Source organism: Mesorhizobium sp. ES1-6, assembly GCF_020164775.1.
GTDB lineage: Bacteria > Pseudomonadota > Alphaproteobacteria > Rhizobiales > Rhizobiaceae > Mesorhizobium.
The window spans coordinates 243,453-260,763 of the sequence record NZ_JAIUGU010000004.1; the positions used below are offsets into that span (position 1 = coordinate 243,453).

14 protein-coding genes are annotated in these 17,311 nt (G+C 65.4%); 12 read left to right on the forward strand and 2 right to left on the reverse strand.

The window, feature by feature from the left end:
• Positions 1-320: 320 nt before the first annotated feature.
• The 3 genes from LB564_RS13215 to LB564_RS13225 all read left to right on the forward strand — a co-directional run bounded on the left by LB564_RS13215 (position 321) and on the right by LB564_RS13225 (position 5,158).
• On the forward strand, positions 321-2,363 hold the full coding sequence (locus LB564_RS13215; RefSeq protein ID WP_224538260.1) for a N,N-dimethylformamidase beta subunit family domain-containing protein: 2,043 nt from the start codon (positions 321-323) through the stop codon (positions 2,361-2,363).
• Between the two features lie 199 nt (positions 2,364-2,562).
• Positions 2,563-3,261, forward strand: coding sequence for a GntR family transcriptional regulator (locus LB564_RS13220; RefSeq protein WP_224538263.1), 699 nt, complete (start codon positions 2,563-2,565; stop codon positions 3,259-3,261).
• 541 nt (positions 3,262-3,802) lie between these two features.
• Positions 3,803-5,158, forward strand: coding sequence for a glutamine synthetase family protein (locus tag LB564_RS13225; RefSeq protein ID WP_224538266.1), 1,356 nt, complete (start codon positions 3,803-3,805; stop codon positions 5,156-5,158).
• Positions 5,159-5,163: 5 nt separating this feature from the next.
• Here LB564_RS13225 and LB564_RS13230 read toward each other — a convergent pair whose 3' ends face one another.
• A complete protein-coding gene (locus tag LB564_RS13230) occupies positions 5,164-6,024 on the reverse strand; it encodes a MurR/RpiR family transcriptional regulator (RefSeq protein ID WP_224538268.1) in 861 nt (286 codons plus the stop codon).
• 132 nt (positions 6,025-6,156) lie between these two features.
• Between LB564_RS13230 and murA the strand changes: the two genes are divergently transcribed.
• The 9 genes from murA (at position 6,157) to LB564_RS13275 (ending at position 16,882) form a co-directional block, all read left to right on the forward strand.
• Positions 6,157-7,413 (forward strand): UDP-N-acetylglucosamine 1-carboxyvinyltransferase, encoded by a 1,257-nt coding sequence (gene murA / locus LB564_RS13235; RefSeq protein WP_224538270.1) that lies wholly within the window; start codon positions 6,157-6,159, stop codon positions 7,411-7,413.
• Entirely contained in the window at positions 7,410-8,300 is an 891-nt protein-coding gene (locus LB564_RS13240) for an N-acetylglucosamine kinase (protein WP_224538272.1), read from the forward strand. Before murA ends, LB564_RS13240 begins: the two co-directional genes overlap by 4 nt.
• A 93-nt stretch (positions 8,301-8,393) precedes the next feature.
• Positions 8,394-9,317: an N-acetylmuramic acid 6-phosphate etherase gene (gene murQ, locus LB564_RS13245; protein ID WP_224538274.1), complete on the forward strand. Its 924-nt coding sequence runs from the start codon at positions 8,394-8,396 to the stop codon at positions 9,315-9,317.
• Positions 9,318-9,437: 120 nt separating this feature from the next.
• Complete coding sequence (locus LB564_RS13250) at positions 9,438-10,949, forward strand: ABC transporter substrate-binding protein (protein ID WP_224538277.1); 1,512 nt, start codon at positions 9,438-9,440, stop codon at positions 10,947-10,949.
• A gap of 37 nt (positions 10,950-10,986) precedes the next feature.
• On the forward strand, positions 10,987-11,946 hold the full coding sequence (locus LB564_RS13255; protein WP_224538279.1) for an ABC transporter permease: 960 nt from the start codon (positions 10,987-10,989) through the stop codon (positions 11,944-11,946).
• Positions 11,946-12,785, forward strand: a complete 840-nt coding sequence (locus LB564_RS13260; RefSeq protein ID WP_224538281.1) for an ABC transporter permease — start codon at positions 11,946-11,948, stop codon at positions 12,783-12,785. Before LB564_RS13255 ends, LB564_RS13260 begins: the two co-directional genes overlap by 1 nt.
• Entirely contained in the window at positions 12,782-14,530 is a 1,749-nt protein-coding gene (locus LB564_RS13265; RefSeq protein WP_224538284.1) for an ABC transporter ATP-binding protein, read from the forward strand. Before LB564_RS13260 ends, LB564_RS13265 begins: the two co-directional genes overlap by 4 nt.
• Before the next feature lie 229 nt (positions 14,531-14,759).
• Positions 14,760-15,767: a serine hydrolase domain-containing protein gene (locus LB564_RS13270; protein ID WP_224538287.1), complete on the forward strand. Its 1,008-nt coding sequence runs from the start codon at positions 14,760-14,762 to the stop codon at positions 15,765-15,767.
• Positions 15,767-16,882: an anhydro-N-acetylmuramic acid kinase gene (locus LB564_RS13275; RefSeq protein WP_140705523.1), complete on the forward strand. Its 1,116-nt coding sequence runs from the start codon at positions 15,767-15,769 to the stop codon at positions 16,880-16,882. Before LB564_RS13270 ends, LB564_RS13275 begins: the two co-directional genes overlap by 1 nt.
• Here LB564_RS13275 and LB564_RS13280 read toward each other — a convergent pair.
• Positions 16,879-17,307, reverse strand: coding sequence for a GNAT family N-acetyltransferase (locus LB564_RS13280; protein ID WP_224538289.1), 429 nt, complete (start codon positions 17,305-17,307; stop codon positions 16,879-16,881). The two genes, LB564_RS13275 and LB564_RS13280, sit on opposite strands and share 4 nt — an antisense overlap.
• Positions 17,308-17,311 lie beyond the last annotated feature (4 nt).

The window sequence follows — 17,311 nt, forward strand, 5'->3', positions numbered from 1 at the left end:
CGAGCGGCATGACGCGAATCAGTCCGTTCGGATGGGTACCCCAAAAAGCCAGAGAGCGGCCGCACGTGCAAGTGCGCTCGGGTCAAGATTTGTGATGAAGAGGCCGACCTGCGAGAACGACTGTCCGGTTTCGGGCGATCGCGATACTGTCGTTGTGGATTCGCCGATGGCCTCCATGGCTTGAGCAAGATCTCCACGCACTTCGTCGGCAATCACGGCCGAGGGGGCGCCCCTCCAGCATCGAAGGGTATGAAAGAATTGTCCAGTTCGCCATCGACGGGAATGCGGCCGCCGGTATCGCGACGCGGAGTTTCGCGGCGATGAAGCGCCCCGTCGACCACGCCGCCATGGCCGTCTCGGGCTATACCGTTCCCTGGCACACAGCGGCCGGAACACCGGTCGCCCTTCACGTGTCGTCGTCGCGGCAGCCACGCGACGTGCGCGTCGTGCGGCTCGACACGCAAGCGGTCGAGCCGATGGACTGGCGCGTCGAGCCGACGGGAAATGCCGTGTCCCACCGCGATTTCGATCATGGATCCTTCCTCAGGGTCGCGGCGGCGGAACTGGCCAAGGCCACCGAGATCGAAGGCGTCGCCTTCGAAGTGTATTTGACCCGCAACGACGGCGCCCGCGTGCTCTTCGAGAGCGGAAACCTGCGCCTCGGCCTGCAGGACGGGCGGCTGACGTCAGGCCACGACGGCAAGCCGCTCGAGACCGGCGTGGCCTTGCCGGCAAACACCTGGCTCAGGGTCGAGATTTCGTCGATTGATGGCGCGACCATGGTGCGGATCGACTCGGACGATCTCCTGTCGCCATTTCACCTGGATCATCGCTTCGACCTGCCGTGGCGGCCCCTGCCCGGCGCTATGATTTTCGGCACCAGCACGGCAAACGATGTCAGGTCGCTCAATGCGAAATTCTCGGCGATCTCCTTGCGAACCGCGGCCGGTCGTATCGCCTGGACGTTTCCGACCTTGCTGCCGAGCGGCCCTATCGCCTCCATGGGCACCGATCGCGTCCTCCTCCTGGAAACGGTCAACCAGCCCGCCTTCTGCATGACCTCGCGCCGCTGGGATGGATCGAGTTTCGATCCCCGCCTGGTGCCGTCGCATTACGACGCGGTGCATTGCCACGACGACGACATGGGCGCGTTGCAGTGGCCCGCCTCCTACCGATTACAGGTTCCCGCCGAGGCGCCGGCCGGGGTCTATGCCTTCGAGGTCGGTCACGATGGAGGATCGGAGCGTATCGTCTTCTTCATCACTTCGTCGGTGCGCCGGGCGCCGCTGTTGTTCCTGGTGCCGACAGCCACCTATCTCGCCTATGCGGATGAATTCCTGCCGGCGCATCTCTACGAATGGATGTGCGAGGATCGCGGCCATCGCTTCGCGATCGATAACAATCTGAAGTCGCTCTACGACTACCATAGTGATCTCAGCGGCGTGTCGATCTGTTCCACCAGGAAGCCGAAGGCGACGCTGCGCGACGACTACAATTATCCGCTGTGCGGCTGCCCGCACAATCTGCCGGTCGACCTGCATTTTCTGCGCTTCTGCCACAACAATGATATCGCCTTCGATCTCATCACCGACCGCGACCTGCATGAGCGGGGCCTTGCCGGCTTGCAGGGCTATCAGGCGGTCATCACCGGCAGCCATCCCGAATATGTGTCGGTCGAGATGGAGCACGCGCTGCGCCAGTTCGCGGCTGCGGGCGGCGGCATCGCCTATCTCGGCGGCAATGGCTTTGCCGGCAAGGTCGCATTCCAGGACGATCTGATGGAACTGCGCCGCTCGCCGCTCGAAGCGGGCCGCACCTGGGATGGACCGGTCGCCGAGCAGTCGCTGTCGATCACCAACCAGCCGGGCGGCTATCTGCGCGCCAGCGGGCGCGGCGAGTTCTCGCTGACGGGCGTCGCCATCTCGCTGATGGGGTTCGACAGTGCACGGCCCTTCACACGCACAGCGGAAAGCCATCAACCCTCGGCCGCGTGGTTGTTCGACGGCGTCGCCAACGAGACCTTCGGCGACGAGGGCATCGTGCTTGGCGGCGCTGCCGGCTACGAGGTCGATGCCACCGACCCGCATCTGGGCACATCCCCCGACACCATGGTCATTGCGCGGGCGACCGGCTTCCCGGACAGCTTCGTCCATGACGCGACGCGCTGGTACGAGGGAGGCGACAGCGAGCGCGACGGCCGCCGCTGCGCGGAGATGACGCTGCGCCATCTGTCTTCGGGCGGCCTGATCTTCTGCGCCAGTTCGGTCGCCTGGTGCGGCGCCTTGCCGGCCGGCGATGCCATGAACGACGTCGGCCGGATCACCAGGAATTTGCTGACGCATCTGGCGGCAAGGAGCCGGTAGGCCTCGGATCGATAGCCTGGAAAGGAAGGCAGCCCGCCGCCGCGCCGGTTCCAGCACTAGGCTTGCCGCGCAACGACCGAAGCGTCTATCATGCATGATCAATCGGCGGCTTGGGTGTCCCCGCCGTGCCCGGCTCAAGGTTTGTCCGCGGCGCGTGTCGTCAGGTCAATTTCAGAATGCAGAAGCAACGCCCCCGCCAATGGCCGACAGAACACATTTCGGTTTGACCGCCGTCGACACCGTGCCCCTGCACGAGAAGGTCTATCTGGAGCTTGTGCGGGCTTTGATGTCAGGCCAATTCCTGCCCGGCCAGAAGCTGACCTCGCGCAAACTGGCCAAGGAATTGGGCACCAGCGACATGCCGGTGCGCAGCGCCTTCATGCGGTTGCAGGCCTTGCGGGCGCTGAGCCCGATGCCGAACGGCAGCGTCGAGGTGCCGGTGATTTCGGCCGAGCGGTTCTCGCAATTGACCGCCGTGCGCACGATCCTCGAAGGCCCGGCGACCGAGCTTGCGACGAAACTGATCAACGGCAACAATCTGCGGGCGATCCGGCGCCACTGCACCGACCTGACCCTGGCCGCGCGCAAGGGCGACATCGGCGACTATCTCAGAAAGAACCACGATTTCAAATTCTCGATCTATCGCCATTGCGGCAACGAGCAGATGATTTTTCTGATCGAGACGGTTTGGATGCAGGTCGGCCCTTTCCTGAGAAACCTCGCCACGGGGTTCGAGGACGACCTCTCCTCGATCCTGGACATCGACTATCACGAGGAAGTCGTCGCGGCGATCGAGGCACAGGACGGCGCGCGGGCGCGGGCGGCCATCGTTCGCGACATCGACGAGGGCGCCGCGCATATCCTGCGGCAGGCCAGGTTTCCGAAAGCGAGGGGCTAGGATTGGGGCGAAAGGCGCCTACGTTCCGTCCAGTGGACTGTCGCAGACTTTGGAGATTGGCGGTCGCCGTTCCAACTTCGTCATCCTATGGCGGAGCAAGGAGCGCAGCGACGCGGCGCAGACCATTGGATCCATGCCGCGATCTTGCTGACGGGTGCACCGGAGCAGAATTTCTGGACCGCAGCGGTGCTTTGAAGTCCCGGCATGGATCCTCGGGTCTGCGCCGCGTCGCTTCGCTCCTTGCTTCGCCCGTGGATGACGACGCGACGGATGTTTCTGCCAGTCATCAAGGGCCGCGGTCCGGCAACGCAAGCGCCAGAAATACCCTTGGCTTTCCGGCTTCCAGCCTCTATGTTGCGATCGCAAATCGCGCAATTGGTTCCTGAAATGCCTCCCGACATCCCGACTAATGATTTGAAAAAATGAAGGAAATTCTTCCGACTGATGTCGGATGTGCCTTCATGAACTGATCATCTGTCTTGTCGTGAAATAGGGTGGCCGCCTCGGGCGCGGCACCGCAGGGAACCAGAGGTAACGGAAATTGAGCGATGCAATTGCGGACGTCCTGAGCTGGCTCGAGAGCCGAAACGACATCCAGAGCCTGCGCGCCGCGGTGTGCGATCTCAACGGCATCATGCGGGGAAAGCGCATCCCGGTCGAGCAGGCGCGCAAGGCGCTGGAGGGCAAGCTGCGCATGCCCTATTCGCTGATCGGGCTCGATGTCTGGGGCGAGGACATCGAAGGCAATAGCCTGGTCTTCTCGACCGGCGACGCCGATGGCCTTTGCCAATGGACGGGACGCGGCATTCTGCCGGTCGAATGGACGGCGCATCCGACGGCGCTCGTGCCGCTGTGGCTCGCCGACGAGAGCGGTGCACCCTATCTCGGTGATCCGCGGCGGGCACTGGCCCGCATCCTCGATCGCTACAAGGCGCTCGGGCTCACTCCGGTGGCTGCGACCGAACTCGAATTCTACCTGGTCGATCCGCAATCGGAGCGACCGGTCGGGCCGGTCTCACCTGTCACCGGGCGGCGGCTCGATTCCGACGCCGCGCTGTCGATCGACGAGATCGACGATTTCGAAGCCTTCATCCACGACATCTACGAAGCCTGCCGCGCGCAAGGCATTCCCGTCGACACGGCGATCGCCGAGAACGGCGTCGGCCAGTTCGAGATCAACCTGAACCATGTCGCTGACGCCTTGCGGGCGGCCGACGACGCCGTCCTGTTCAAGCGCACGGTGAAGGGGATTGCCCGCAAGCACGGCTTTGCCGCCTGCTTCATGGCCAAGCCTTATGGCGACCGCGCCGGCAATGGTTTTCACGTCCATTTCAGCCTGGTCGACACCGATGGGCGCAACGTGTTCGACGACGCCACCGACCAGGGCTCCGACACCATGCGCCACGCGGTGGGCGGGCTGCTGGCGGCGATGGCCGAAAGCACGCTGGTGTTCGCGCCGCACTTCAATTCCTACCGCAGGCTGCGCCCGCGATCCTACGCGCCGACCGCGGTCGCCTGGGGTTATGAGAACCGCATGGTCGCGATCCGCATTCCCGGCGGCCCGACCGCCGCGCGCCGCATCGAACATCGTGTTTCGGGCGCCGACGCCAATCCCTATCTGGTGCTTGCCGCCATACTGGGCGCCGCCCTGATCGGCATCGAGAAGCAGATGTCGCCGGGCGATCCGGCCGGCAATGACGGGCAAGGCGCTGTCCCCGCCAAGCTGCCGCCGGACTGGGCGTCGGCGATCGCGGCCTTTGAAGGCGGGACGCATGTGGCGGAAATCTTCCCGGCAATCCTGCGCGATTCGTTCGTCGCCTGCAAACGCCAGGAACTGAACACGTTTGCCCTCAACGTCAGCGACTTCGAGATCGAGACCTATCTCGAAAGCGTCTGAGGCCTTTACGACGGCCGCTCGGCCTTCAGCACCGAGACGGCAGCCTCGCTGTTGTGGACATAGTCGTTGGCGTCCGGCTGCCGCTGCACCAAGAGGATGAACAACAGGTCGGTCAGCGTCAGCTGCGCGTCGCGCGCGGTGATGGACGAGGAGCGCGCACGCTCCTCGTCTGCGATGGTGTAGAGGCGGATGTCGGCGACCCGGCTCAGCGGATTGTCGTGCAGGCCGGTGACGGCGATCACCATCGTGCCGCGCTTGGCCGCAAGCTCGGCAATGCGCAGGGTTTCGATGCTGGCGCCGGAATAGGACAGCGCGAACAGCACGTCGTCGGGCCCGAGCGTCGAGGCATTGGCCATCTGGATGTGGCTGTCGCTGTCATGCAGCACGTTTCGGCCGAGCTTCATCAGCTTGTAGGAGAAATCGCGCGCCACCAGCGAGGAGGCGCCGACGCCGACCAGATGGATGCGCCGCGCGCCATCGAGCAGTTCCAGCGTCCGCGTGAGGATGCGGTCGCTGTTGGCGGCGACGGTCTGCTGCATCGACAGCAGCTTGGAGCCGATCAGCTTCTTCAGGATGACGGGAAAGCCGTCGCCGACCTCGATCGAGCCATGAATGACGCCGGCCGGCATCTGCCAGTCCCGCGACCTCGCCTCGCTGACGGCGAGCTTGAGCTCCTGGTAGCTGGCATAGCCGAGCTTCTGGCTGAACTTGACGACGCTCGACTGGCTGCGGCCGATCTCGGCGGCGAGTGCCGCTGTCGACAGGCGCAGCATCTGGTCGGGATGATCGACGATATAGCGGCCGATCTCGCGGTCGCCGGCCGCCATGCCGTCTAGCTTCGCGGCGATCTTCTTCAGAACGGACATGGGTCCTCTCGAGCGTTCGGCATTCCACGACTGAGGAATAAAATATTCCAAATTTGATTGACAGCCAAGAACGCAGAATTAATTCTCGACCATAAGCCGGCCCCTGGGCGGGAGTCGGGACGGAGCCATATCATGGACAGATTGCGCATCGTCGGCGGACGCAGGCTGGAAGGCGCGGTGACAATCTCCGGCGCCAAGAATGCCGCCTTGCCGCAGATCGCCGCCGCGCTGCTCAGCCCCTACCCGCTCGAATTGACCAATTTGCCTGACGTGACCGACGTCGAGAACATGCTGGGCGTGGTGCGGCTTCACGGCGCCGACGTGAGGCGGTCCGCCCATGCCGCGACGATCGACACCAGTGCCGCCGTTTCGAAGGAAACGTCTTATGACACGGTGCGCAAGATGCGGGCGACGGTGCTGGTGCTGGCGCCACTGCTCGCCCGCTTCGGCCATGCCAGGGTTTCGCTGCCGGGCGGCTGCGCCATCGGCGCCCGGCCGGTCGACATGCATGTCGCCGCACTCGCCGCGCTCGGCGCCAGGATCGCCATCGAAAACGGCCTGATCGTCGCCTCGGCGCCGAACGGATTGACCGGTACCCGCATGGTGCTGCCCTCGCCCTCGGTCGGGGCGACGGAAACAGCCATGATGGCGGCGACCACGGCCAAGGGCGAAACCGAGATCCTCAACGCCGCGCGCGAACCGGAAGTGGCCGATCTCGCCGCTTGCCTCAATGCCATGGGCGCGCGCACCGAGGGCGCCGGCACGCACCGCATCCTGATCGCGGGCGACACCAGTTGGCGCGCCGCCAGGCACGACATCATCCCCGACCGGATCGAGGCCGGAACCTATGCCATCGCCGCCGCCATCACCGGCGGCCAGCTCGAACTCACCCATGCCCGGCTCGAACACATGGCCTCGGTGGTGCAATTGCTGGAAGCGACGGGCGTGACCGTCTGGCCGGGCGATCGCGGGCTGATCGTGTCGCGCGACCGCCCGCTCAAGGCCGCCGACCTGACGACCGAACCCTATCCCGGTTTTCCGACCGACCTGCAGGCGCAGTTCATGGCGCTGATGTGCTGTGCCGAGGGCGCCTCGCTGCTGCGCGAGACCATCTTCGAGAACCGCTTCATGCATGTGCCCGAACTGATGCGGCTCGGCGCCAACATCAAGCTGCAAGGCACGATGGCGCTGGTGCGCGGCGGCGAGAGCCTGCACGGCGCGCAGGTGATGGCCACAGACCTGCGCGCTTCGGTGTCGCTGGTGCTGGCGGCGCTGGTCAGCGAAGGCGAGACGACGATCAACCGGGTCTACCATCTCGACCGCGGCTATGAGCAACTGGACCGCAAGCTGCGCCTGTGCGGCGCCGACATCGAGCGGCTGAGCGCATGAATACCGGGGCGCATTATTTCCTCGGCGTCGATGGCGGCGGCACCGGTTGCCGCGCCCGCCTCGAGGACGCGCAAGGCATGGTGCTGGGACAGGGCCTGTCCGGCCCGGCGACGACGCGGCTCGGCATCGAGGCGGCCTGGGCCTCGATCGCAAAGGCGTTTGGCGTTGCAATTGAGGAGAGTGGGTTCGGACCGGCCGAGACCGCCCGGATCCATGCCGGCATCGGCCTTGCCGGTATCGGCCGCAAGGGCGCACTGGAAGCGCTGCGGGCAATCGCGCATCCCTTTGCCAGCATCGATTTTGTCAGCGACGGCGTCGGCGCCTGCCTTGGCGCGCATTCGGGTCGGGACGGCGCCATCGTTATTGCCGGGACAGGCTCGATCGGCCTTGGCTTCGTCGAGGGCCGCGACCTGCGCGCCGGCGGCTATGGATTTCCGATCTCCGACGAGGGCAGCGGTGCCGACCTCGGACTGAAAGCCGTACAGCTGGCGCTGCGCGCCCATGACGGTCGCCACGAACGGACCGCGTTGCTGGCGGAGGTCATGCAGCGCTTCGCCGGCGACCCGATGGAGGCCGTCGCCTGGATGGACCGCGCCAGCGCGACGGACTATGCCGCGCTTGCACCCATGGTGATGCGTCACGCCGACCAGGGCGACCCTGTCGGACGCCGCATCGTGCAAAGCGCCGCCGAACAGATCGACACGCTGGTGCGGGTGCTGTTCGAGAAGGGTGCGCCGCGCGTAACCTTGCTCGGCGGCCTCGCCAGCCCGCTCGAACCCTGGCTTTCTCCCGATGTGCGCCGCCGTCTGAAGCCCGCCGACGGCGACGCCGTGTCCGGCGCGATCATTCTTGCCAGGCGATCGTTCGCCCAGGACCAGGTTCGATAGGTGAGGAATATTTTATTCCAGTTTTCTGTTGACCGCTCGAATATCGAATTCTAAAAAGTTAACGAAGAGTGGCGGCAGGTTGAAAGCACCGGAATGACCGAACAAGGGTTGATGTCTGAGCTGGACCGGCTGGTTTCCGAGGGCCGGAACCCAAGCACCGTCGACATCGACCTGCTGCCGACCATCGACGTGCTGCGCAGGATCAATGACGAGGACAGGCTTGTCCCGGCGGCCGTCGAAAAGGTGCTGCCGGAAATCGCCGCCGCGGTGGATCGCATCGTGCTTGCCTTCCAGAAAGGTGCGCGCCTGATCTACATCGGCGCCGGCACCAGCGGCCGGCTTGGCGTGCTCGACGCTTCGGAATGCCCGCCGACATTCGGCGTGCCCGAACGCATGGTGGTCGGCCTGATTGCCGGCGGGCCCGACGCGCTGGTGCGCTCGCTCGAAGGCGCCGAGGATGACCCGAAGATGGCCACCAAGGCCTTGCAGGGGATCGGTCTCACACCCGACGACGTGGTGGTCGGCATCGCGGTCAGCGGACGCACGCCCTACGTCATCGGCGCGCTGAACTATGCCAAGCGGGTGGGCGCGACGACGGTCGCCCTCTCCTGCAATCCGGCATCGGCCATTGCCGGCATCGCCGACATCGCCATCTCGCCCGTCGTCGGGCCCGAGGTGCTGACCGGCTCGACGCGGCTGAAATCGGGAACCGCGCAGAAGCTGGTGCTCAACATGCTGACCACGGCCTCGATGATCCGGATCGGCAAGAGCTACCAGAATCTGATGGTCGACCTGAACCCGTCGAACAGGAAGCTGGTGGCCCGGGCGATCAGGATCATCATGCAGACCACCGGCTGTACTCCGCAACAGGCACGAGAGTCGCTCGACCGGACCGGCAATGACGTCAAGCTGGCGATCCTGGTGACCATCACCGGCCTCGACGTGGACGCGGCGCGGGCCGCTTTGACCAGGGCCGGAGGGTTCCTGCGAAAGGCGATCGGCGACGAAGCGACCTGAAGCCGCATGGGACAAGACGGCGTCAAGCCGCATAGACTGGGCCGATACTCCAAAGCATGTGTGCCTTGGAAGCAGCCCGCGAAAACTGCAAGGCATCGAGTTCAATAATGGGAGACGAGAATGGTTCATCTTACAAGAAGGCTGCTTTCGGGCATTGCCCTTGCCGCGATGCTCGGCATCGCGACGGTTTCTACTCAGGCGGCGACGCTGCACATGGCCTGGTCGCAGGACGCTACCGGGCTTGATCCGCACAAACAGACGGCGTTCTCGTCGCTGCGGCTTCTGGAGCTGATCTACGAGCCGCTGGTGCGGGTCGATGCCAGCCTGCGGATCATCCCCGCCATCGCCACCTCCTGGGAATTCTCAAAGGACGGCAAGGAGCTGACCTTCAAGCTCGACCCCAAGGCGAAATTCCAGGACGGCACGGCCGTAACCTCCGCCGACGTCAAGGCGTCGTTCGAGCGCATCCTCGACGAGAAGACGGGAGCGGCGGCCCGCGCCAATTTCCTGTCCATCGCGAGCATCGACACGCCGGATGCAGCGACCGTCGTGTTCCACCTCTCGCAGCCCGACGCGCCGATCCTGACGGCGATGAGCGACGTCAACGCGGCCATCGTTCCGGCGGCCGAGATCAAGGCCGGATCGATCGGCACCAAGGCGGTCGGTTCCGGTCCGTTCAAGCTCGACAAATGGGACCCCAACGCCAAGGAAGTCCTGAGCGCCAACAAGGACTGGGCCGGCGGTGCCACCGGCGTCGACGGCATCGAGATCAGCGTGCTGCCGGACGAGGCGGCGATCCTGGCCGCCATGCGTACCAAGCAGATCGATTTCGCCCTGCTCAACGACCCGCTCGTCGCCACGCTGGTGCCGAAGGAGGCCAGCCTGCAGCTCAACCGCGTGCCGGTGCTGGCCTATCACGTGCTGCAGCTCAATCCATCGCGCAAGCCGATGACCGAGCTCAAGGTGCGCCAGGCGATCTCCTGCGCCATCGACCGGCAGGAAGTGCTGGACACCGCTTCGCTCGGCGAAGGCAAGGTCACCGGGCCGCTGACCATTCCGGCGCTGGCGACCGATCCGACCCAGTTGTTCTGCTACAAGCGCGACGTTGACAAGGCCAAGAAGCTGATGGCCGAGGCCGGCTTTGCCGACGGCTTTTCGGCGACCGTGATCGGCGCCACCGGCGAGCCGCCGACGGCGGCGGCGGAAGCCCAGGTCATCCAGTCGCAGCTCGCCGAGATCGGCGTCAAGCTCGATATCAAGATGATGGAGCTCAATGTCTATGTCGATGCCTGGCTGAAGGGCGATTTCGACATGGCGATCGCGCTCAATGGCGGCCGTGCCGACCCTTACACCATGTACAACCGTTACTGGACCAAGGCGGGCAATCTGCAGAAGGTGGCGAACTACATCGACGACACGCTCGACAGCCAGATGCAGCAGGGCCGCGCCGAGACCGATCCGGAAAAGCGCAAGGCGATCTTCGCCGCGTTCGAGAAGCACCTCGCCGAGGTCTCGCCCTGGATCTGGCTCTACACCTCCTACAGCTATACGGCGCAGCAGAAGAACATCGCCGGCTTCGTGCCGACGCCGACCGGCACGCTGTTCAGCCTGAGCAAGGTGACCATCCAGTAGTGGCGGCTTCGGCAACGGGACGAGAGGTCTTACTGGCGTGAACTATCTCCTGCGGCGGCTGGCGACGTTTCCTCTCGTCCTGCTTGGCGTGTCCATCCTGGTCTTCGTGGCGATCCGGATGGTGCCCGGCGATTCGATCACGGCGATGCTGGGCACCGAGGCCGGCCTGCTGACGCCGGCACAGCGGGATGCGCTCGCCGCCTATTTCGGCATCGACCAGCCCTGGTTCGTCCAATACTGGCGCTGGATCGGCGGCATTCTGCACGGCAATTTCGGCATTTCCGTCACCTATGGCAGGCCGGTCCTCGACGTCATCCTCGAGCGCTTCCCGCTGACGCTGGAACTGGCTCTGCTGTCGATGATCATCGCCCTCGCCGTCGGCATGCCGGCGGGCATCTACGCCGCAACCCACAACGAGAAGCCGTCCGATCTCGTTGTGCGCATCGTCGCCATGATCGGCCAGTCGACGCCGAGCTTCGTGCTTGGCCTGCTGATCATCTACACGCTGTCGGCCGGCTTCGGCGTGCTGCCGGCGATGGGCGAATTCGCGCCGCTCTGGCAGGATCCCTTGCGCAATCTCAGCCAACTGATCCTGCCCGCCATCACGCTCGGCTTCGCCTTCGCCGCCTCCGTCACCCGCATTGCGCGCTCGGCCATGCTCGACGTGTTGAGCGACGACTATGTGCGCACGGCCCGCAGCAAGGGCGCCTCGGCGCGCAGCGTCGTCTGGCGGCATGCGCTTCCCAATGCGCTGATCCCGGTGGTGACGCTGAGCGGAATAGAATTCGGCTACCTCCTGGGCGGCGCCGTCATCGTCGAGCAGATCTATGCCCTGCCCGGCCTCGGACGGATGGTGCTCGACGCCATCCTGCAACGCGACTACGCGCTGGTGCAGGGAAGCGTGCTGTTCATCGCCTTCAACTTCATGATCGTCAATCTCCTGGTCGACCTCGCCTATGTCGCGCTCGACCCGCGCATCCGGCTGGGGGAACAGTGATGCGCATCCTGCGCGCCATCTTCGGGCATGGCAGCGGCCGCATCGGCGGCGTCATCGTCTGGGTCTATCTGCTGCTCGCCCTCCTCGGCCTGCTCGGCCTGACGCCGCACGATCCGATCACGCAATACCGCATCGACCGTCTGCATGCGCCGGGCTCCACCTACTGGATGGGCACCGATTTGTTCGGCCGCGACGTGGCCAGCCGGCTGATGGCGGGCATCGGCCAGTCCTTTACGGTCGCCTTCTTCTCGGTGGCCTTTGCCGCCCTTGCCGGCACGGTTCTGGGGCTTGCCGCCGCATGGCTCGGGCGCCGCTGGGACGGCGTGGTGATGCGGATCATGGATGTGCTGCTGGCTTTTCCGGCGATCCTCCTGGCGCTGCTCATCGTCACGGTCGCCGGACCCGGCACATGGACCAGCGTGGTGGCCATCGGCATCGTCTACACGCCGATCTTCACGCGGGTGGTGCGCGGTCCTGCCTTGTCGCTCAAGGCGCGCGAATTCGTCGATGCCGCGCGCACCTTCGGCAGCAGTTCGAGCTATATCGTCACGCGCCATCTGCTGCTCAACCTTGTGGCGCCCTTGACCGTGCAGGTGACGCTGGCGCTGGCCTGGGCGCTGCTGACCGAAGCCGGCTTGAGTTTTCTCGGGCTGGGCACACAGCCGCCCGCTGCCTCGCTCGGCCTGATGCTGAGCGACAGCCGCAATCTGATGGAAACCGCGCCCTGGCTGATGATCTTCCCGGGCCTGGCGATCATGATCAGCATTCTGGGCTTCAACCTTCTGGGCGACGCCTTGCGCGACATTCTCGACCCAAGGATGCGGAGGGCATTCGCATGACCGCGCTCCTGTCGGTTTCGGACCTGCGCGTCGGCTTCGGCCGCGATCCCCGCGCCAACGAAGTGGTGCGCGGCGTCAGTTTCGATGTCGCCGACGGCGAGACGCTGGCCATTGTCGGCGAAAGCGGCTCGGGCAAATCCGTCACCGCGCTGTCGATCAACCGGCTCGTCGATTTCGGCGGCGGCCGCATCACGGGTGGCTCGATGAAGCTCAAGCGGGCCGATGGGACCGTATTCGAGTTGGCAACCGCCACGGAGCCACAACTGACCGGCATTCGCGGTGCCGAAATCGGCATGATCTTCCAGGAACCGATGACATCGCTCAACCCGGTGCTGACCATCGGCACGCAGATCGAGGAATCGTTCCGGCTGCATCGCGGGCTGACCAACCGGCAGGCGACGGTGGCAGCCAGGGAAGCGCTCGACCGCGTGCGCATTCCCGACGCCGCGCGACGGCTGAAATACACGCCCAACCAGCTGTCCGGCGGCATGCTGCAGCGGGTGATGATCGCCATTGCGCTCGCCTGCAATCCGCGTCTGCTGATCGCCGACGAGCCGACGACGGCGCTCGACGTCACCGTGCAGGCGCAGATCATGGCGCTGCTGGCCGAGCTGAAGCGCGAAAGCGGCATGTCGATGATCTTCATCACCCACGATATCGGCCTGGTCGCCGGCATCGCCGACAAGGTGATGGTGATGCAGAACGGGCAGGCCGTGGAACAGGGCGAACTGAACCAGATTCTCGACAGCCCCCAGCATCCCTACACGCAGCATCTGCTGCGGGACGTGCCGCATTTCGCCGGCGGCGGCGCGGCACGCGCGGACGGACAGCGCGAAAAGACCGAGAACCCGCAACCGGCCTTGAAGGTCGAAGGCCTGGTGGTGCGGTTTCCCCTCAAGAGCAGTTTCTTCAGCCGTGCAACGGGGGCAGCGCATGCCGTCGATGGCATCGACTTCGACCTGATGCAGGGCGAGACGCTGGCCATCGTCGGTGAAAGCGGCTCGGGCAAATCCACCACCGCCAAGGCGGTGCTGGGGCTGGTACGGTCGACGCGCGGCAGCTTCTCCGTCGCCAGCCGAATGGCGTCGGCGCAGCGCGGCGCCAAGCCGGTGCAGATGGTGTTCCAGAACCCCTACGCGTCGCTCAACCCGAGGCTCAGCGTCGAGAGCATCCTGGCCGAACCGGTGATCGCCACCGTTGGGCGGGTGGATGCCCAGATACGGGCCAGGATGGCGAGCCTGCTCGAACGCGTCGGCCTGCCCAGGAACAGCCTCGAACGCTACCCGCACGAATTCTCCGGCGGCCAGCGGCAAAGGCTGTGCATTGCGCGTGCGCTGATGCTCAACCCGTCCGTCTTGGTTCTCGATGAAGCGGTCTCGGCGCTCGATGTCTCGGTGCAGGCCAAGGTGCTGGAGCTGCTGGTCGACCTGCAGCGCGAGTTTGGGCTGGCCTATCTGTTCATCTCGCACGACATGGCGGTGGTCGAACGGATCGCCCACCGCATCGCGGTCATCTATGCCGGCCAGATCGTCGAGATCGGCGACGCGCAATCCGTGCTGTCGCAGCCGAGGCATTCCTATACCAGGAAACTCATTGCCGCCGTTCCGGCCATCGACCGGCGGCACGAGCATTTCGAGATCGACACGCGCCAGGTGCCTTCGCTGGTCAGGCCGCAGGGATTTGAGCCAGGGCCTGCGAGATGGGAGCAGTTTGGGGTGGATCATATGGCGAGGGTGGAGGCGTGATGGACGGTGCGCTGGAATACGAGGGGTCGGCGGGACAGCGCCCCCCTCTGCCCTGCCGGGCATCTCCCCCTCTAGGGGGGAGATCGGATGTCACATTGGCCTTCGCCAATCTTCAACGTTTGAGGGCCGGCGCCGCGCACGAACTGCCAATCTCCCCCCTAGAGGGGGAGATGTCCGGCAGGACAGAGGGGGGCGCCGTAGGGCGCTACCTCTCCGAAGGAGGCCGGCATTGACCGACCTCGCCAAGATTTTCGATCGCGCGTTCCAGCCCCTCGCAACCGCAGTGGCGGCCAAGCGTATTCCCGGCGGCGTGCTCGGCATTGTCGACAGAGACGGCCACCGCATCGTCCGCGCAATCGGCTCGGCACAGCTCGTGCCCAAGGTCAGGCCGATGCGGGAAAACATCTGGTTCGACCTGGCGTCCCTGACCAAGGTGATCTTCACCACGCCGCGCATCCTGGCACTGGCGCAAGCCGGCACCATCGATCTCGACGCGCCGCTGATCTCCCTGCTTCCCGACCTTCGCCAGTATGACGCGAACGCCTGGGAGCGGAAGGTGACCTTCCGCCAGTGCCTCGGCCACCAGACGCCCTTCCCGGCGGTCGAGCCGATCTACACCTATGGACGCGATCCCCAATTGCTGCGCGCCTTTATCCTGCAGCGCGAATGGCGGGCGCGCGATCCCGTCTATTCCGACATCAACTTCATCCTGCTCGGCTTCGCGCTGGAGCGGCTGTCGGGCAAGAGCATCCGCGACCTGGAACCCGGCCAGGGCTTTGCCTGGGCGACGGAACCGGATGCCGCCGCCGCGACCGAGGACTGCACCTGGCGCCATCGCGTGCTGTCCGGCGAAGTGCATGACGACAATTGCTCGGCGCTGCAAGGCGCCGGCCATGCCGGCCTGTTCGGCACGGCCGCTTCGGTGCTCGATTTCGCGCAAGGGCTGCTGGATGGCACAGGCGCGTCCGAACAGTCGATCGCGCTGATGCGCACGCCCTTGTCGGCCACCCGCACCCATGGCTGGGAACGCCCCTACGAAGGCTGGTCGGGCGGGTCCTTGTGCAGCGCGGGAACCATCGGCCATACCGGCTTTACCGGCACCGGCCTGTGGATCGACTTCGACAGGGGCAAGGCCTGGACCTTGCTCACCAACCGCATTCATCCGACACGTCATTTCGACAGCGGAATCGTTTCGCTGCGGCAGACGGTCGGCGACATCGTGAATGGAGCTCAATAATGGAACCAATCTGGGCCGTCGGCCTGATGACCGGCACGGTGCTTGACGGCAACATCGATGTCGCGCTGATCAAGACCGACGGCGAGCGGATCGAGGATTTCGGCACCTACCGGCTGATGCCCTATCCCGCGTCGATCCGCTCCTTGCTCGAAGAGACGCTGACGGCCGCGCGGGCCTGGAATTTTGTCGGCCCCGAACCGACGATCTTCCGCACCGCCGAGGAAGCGCTGACGCGTGCGCAGTCGGCAGCGGTCAAGGAATTGGTCGAGGGCCACGGCATGACCATAGCCGATATCGGTGTGGTCGGCTTTCACGGCCAGACCGTGCTGCACCGCGCGCCGCAGGTCGGTCGGCTCGGCCAGACCCGGCAGCTCGGCGACGGCGAACTGATGCACGAGATATTGGGCACCAAGGTCGCCTATGATTTCCGCTCGGCCGACATGCGCGCCGGCGGACAGGGCGCACCGTTAGCGGCGGTCTATCACACCGCGTTGATGCGCAGCGCCGGCGCCAGTGGCGAGGTGGCCGTGCTCAATCTCGGCGGCGTCGCCAACATCACCTGGTGGGACGGCGCCGACAATGTCATCGCCTTCGACACCGGCCCCGCCAACGCGCCGCTCAATGATTTCATCAAGTCGAAAGGCCTCGGCGAAATGGACCGCGACGGCGCGCTTGGCGGCGCGGGCAAGGTGGACGAAACCCGGCTCGCCAAGCTGTTGCAGCATCCCTATCTGAGCAAGGCCTATCCGAAATCGCTCGACCGGTTCGACTTCGGCGCGGCCATGGCCGACGGCCTGAGCGCCGAGGATGGCGCGGCCCTGCTCACCGCCTTCACAGCCGGCGCCGTTGGCAAGGCGCTCGACCTCCTGCCCAGCCGGCCGAAAAAGCTGGTGGTCAGCGGCGGCGGCCGCCACAACCCGACGATGATGGCCATGCTTGCCAGCCGCGCCGGCGTCGAGGTGGTGCTGGCCGAAAGCCTGGGCTGGAGCGGCGACGCCGTGGAGGCGGAGTGCTTCGCCTTTCTCGCGGTCCGCGTCCTGCGCGGTCTGCCGATCAGTTTCCCAAGCACCACCGGCGCGCCGCAACCCATGCGCGGCGGAAGGCTCGCCGGTTAGGCGGCCGAAAGCTTCTTCCGCAGGAAGATGCGGCTGCGGCCGACGGGGAAATCGGCCAAGGCACCAAAAGGCTGATAGCCCTGCCGCTGATAGACCTTGGCGGCAAGCGGACTGAAGGTGTCTATCCAGGCATTGCCGCAGCCGCGCGCCACGGCTTCCTGTTCGGCGGCGTCCAGCATACGCCCCGCCATATGCTGGCCGCGCAGCCTTTCATCGACCCACAGCCATTGCACATAGAGCCAGCCCCAGGCCGTATAGCCCGAGATACCTGCGACCACTGCGCCGGCCTCGTCGCGCACGAACACCGCCAGCGCCTTTCTTTCGGAAGCGCCGACATCGCTGTCGTTGAACGCGGTCAGCCGCTCTCCGAGAAAGGCGAGGTCTTCCGGCAGGGGATTGGCGGTCGTCTTGAGCGTGATGTTCATGGCT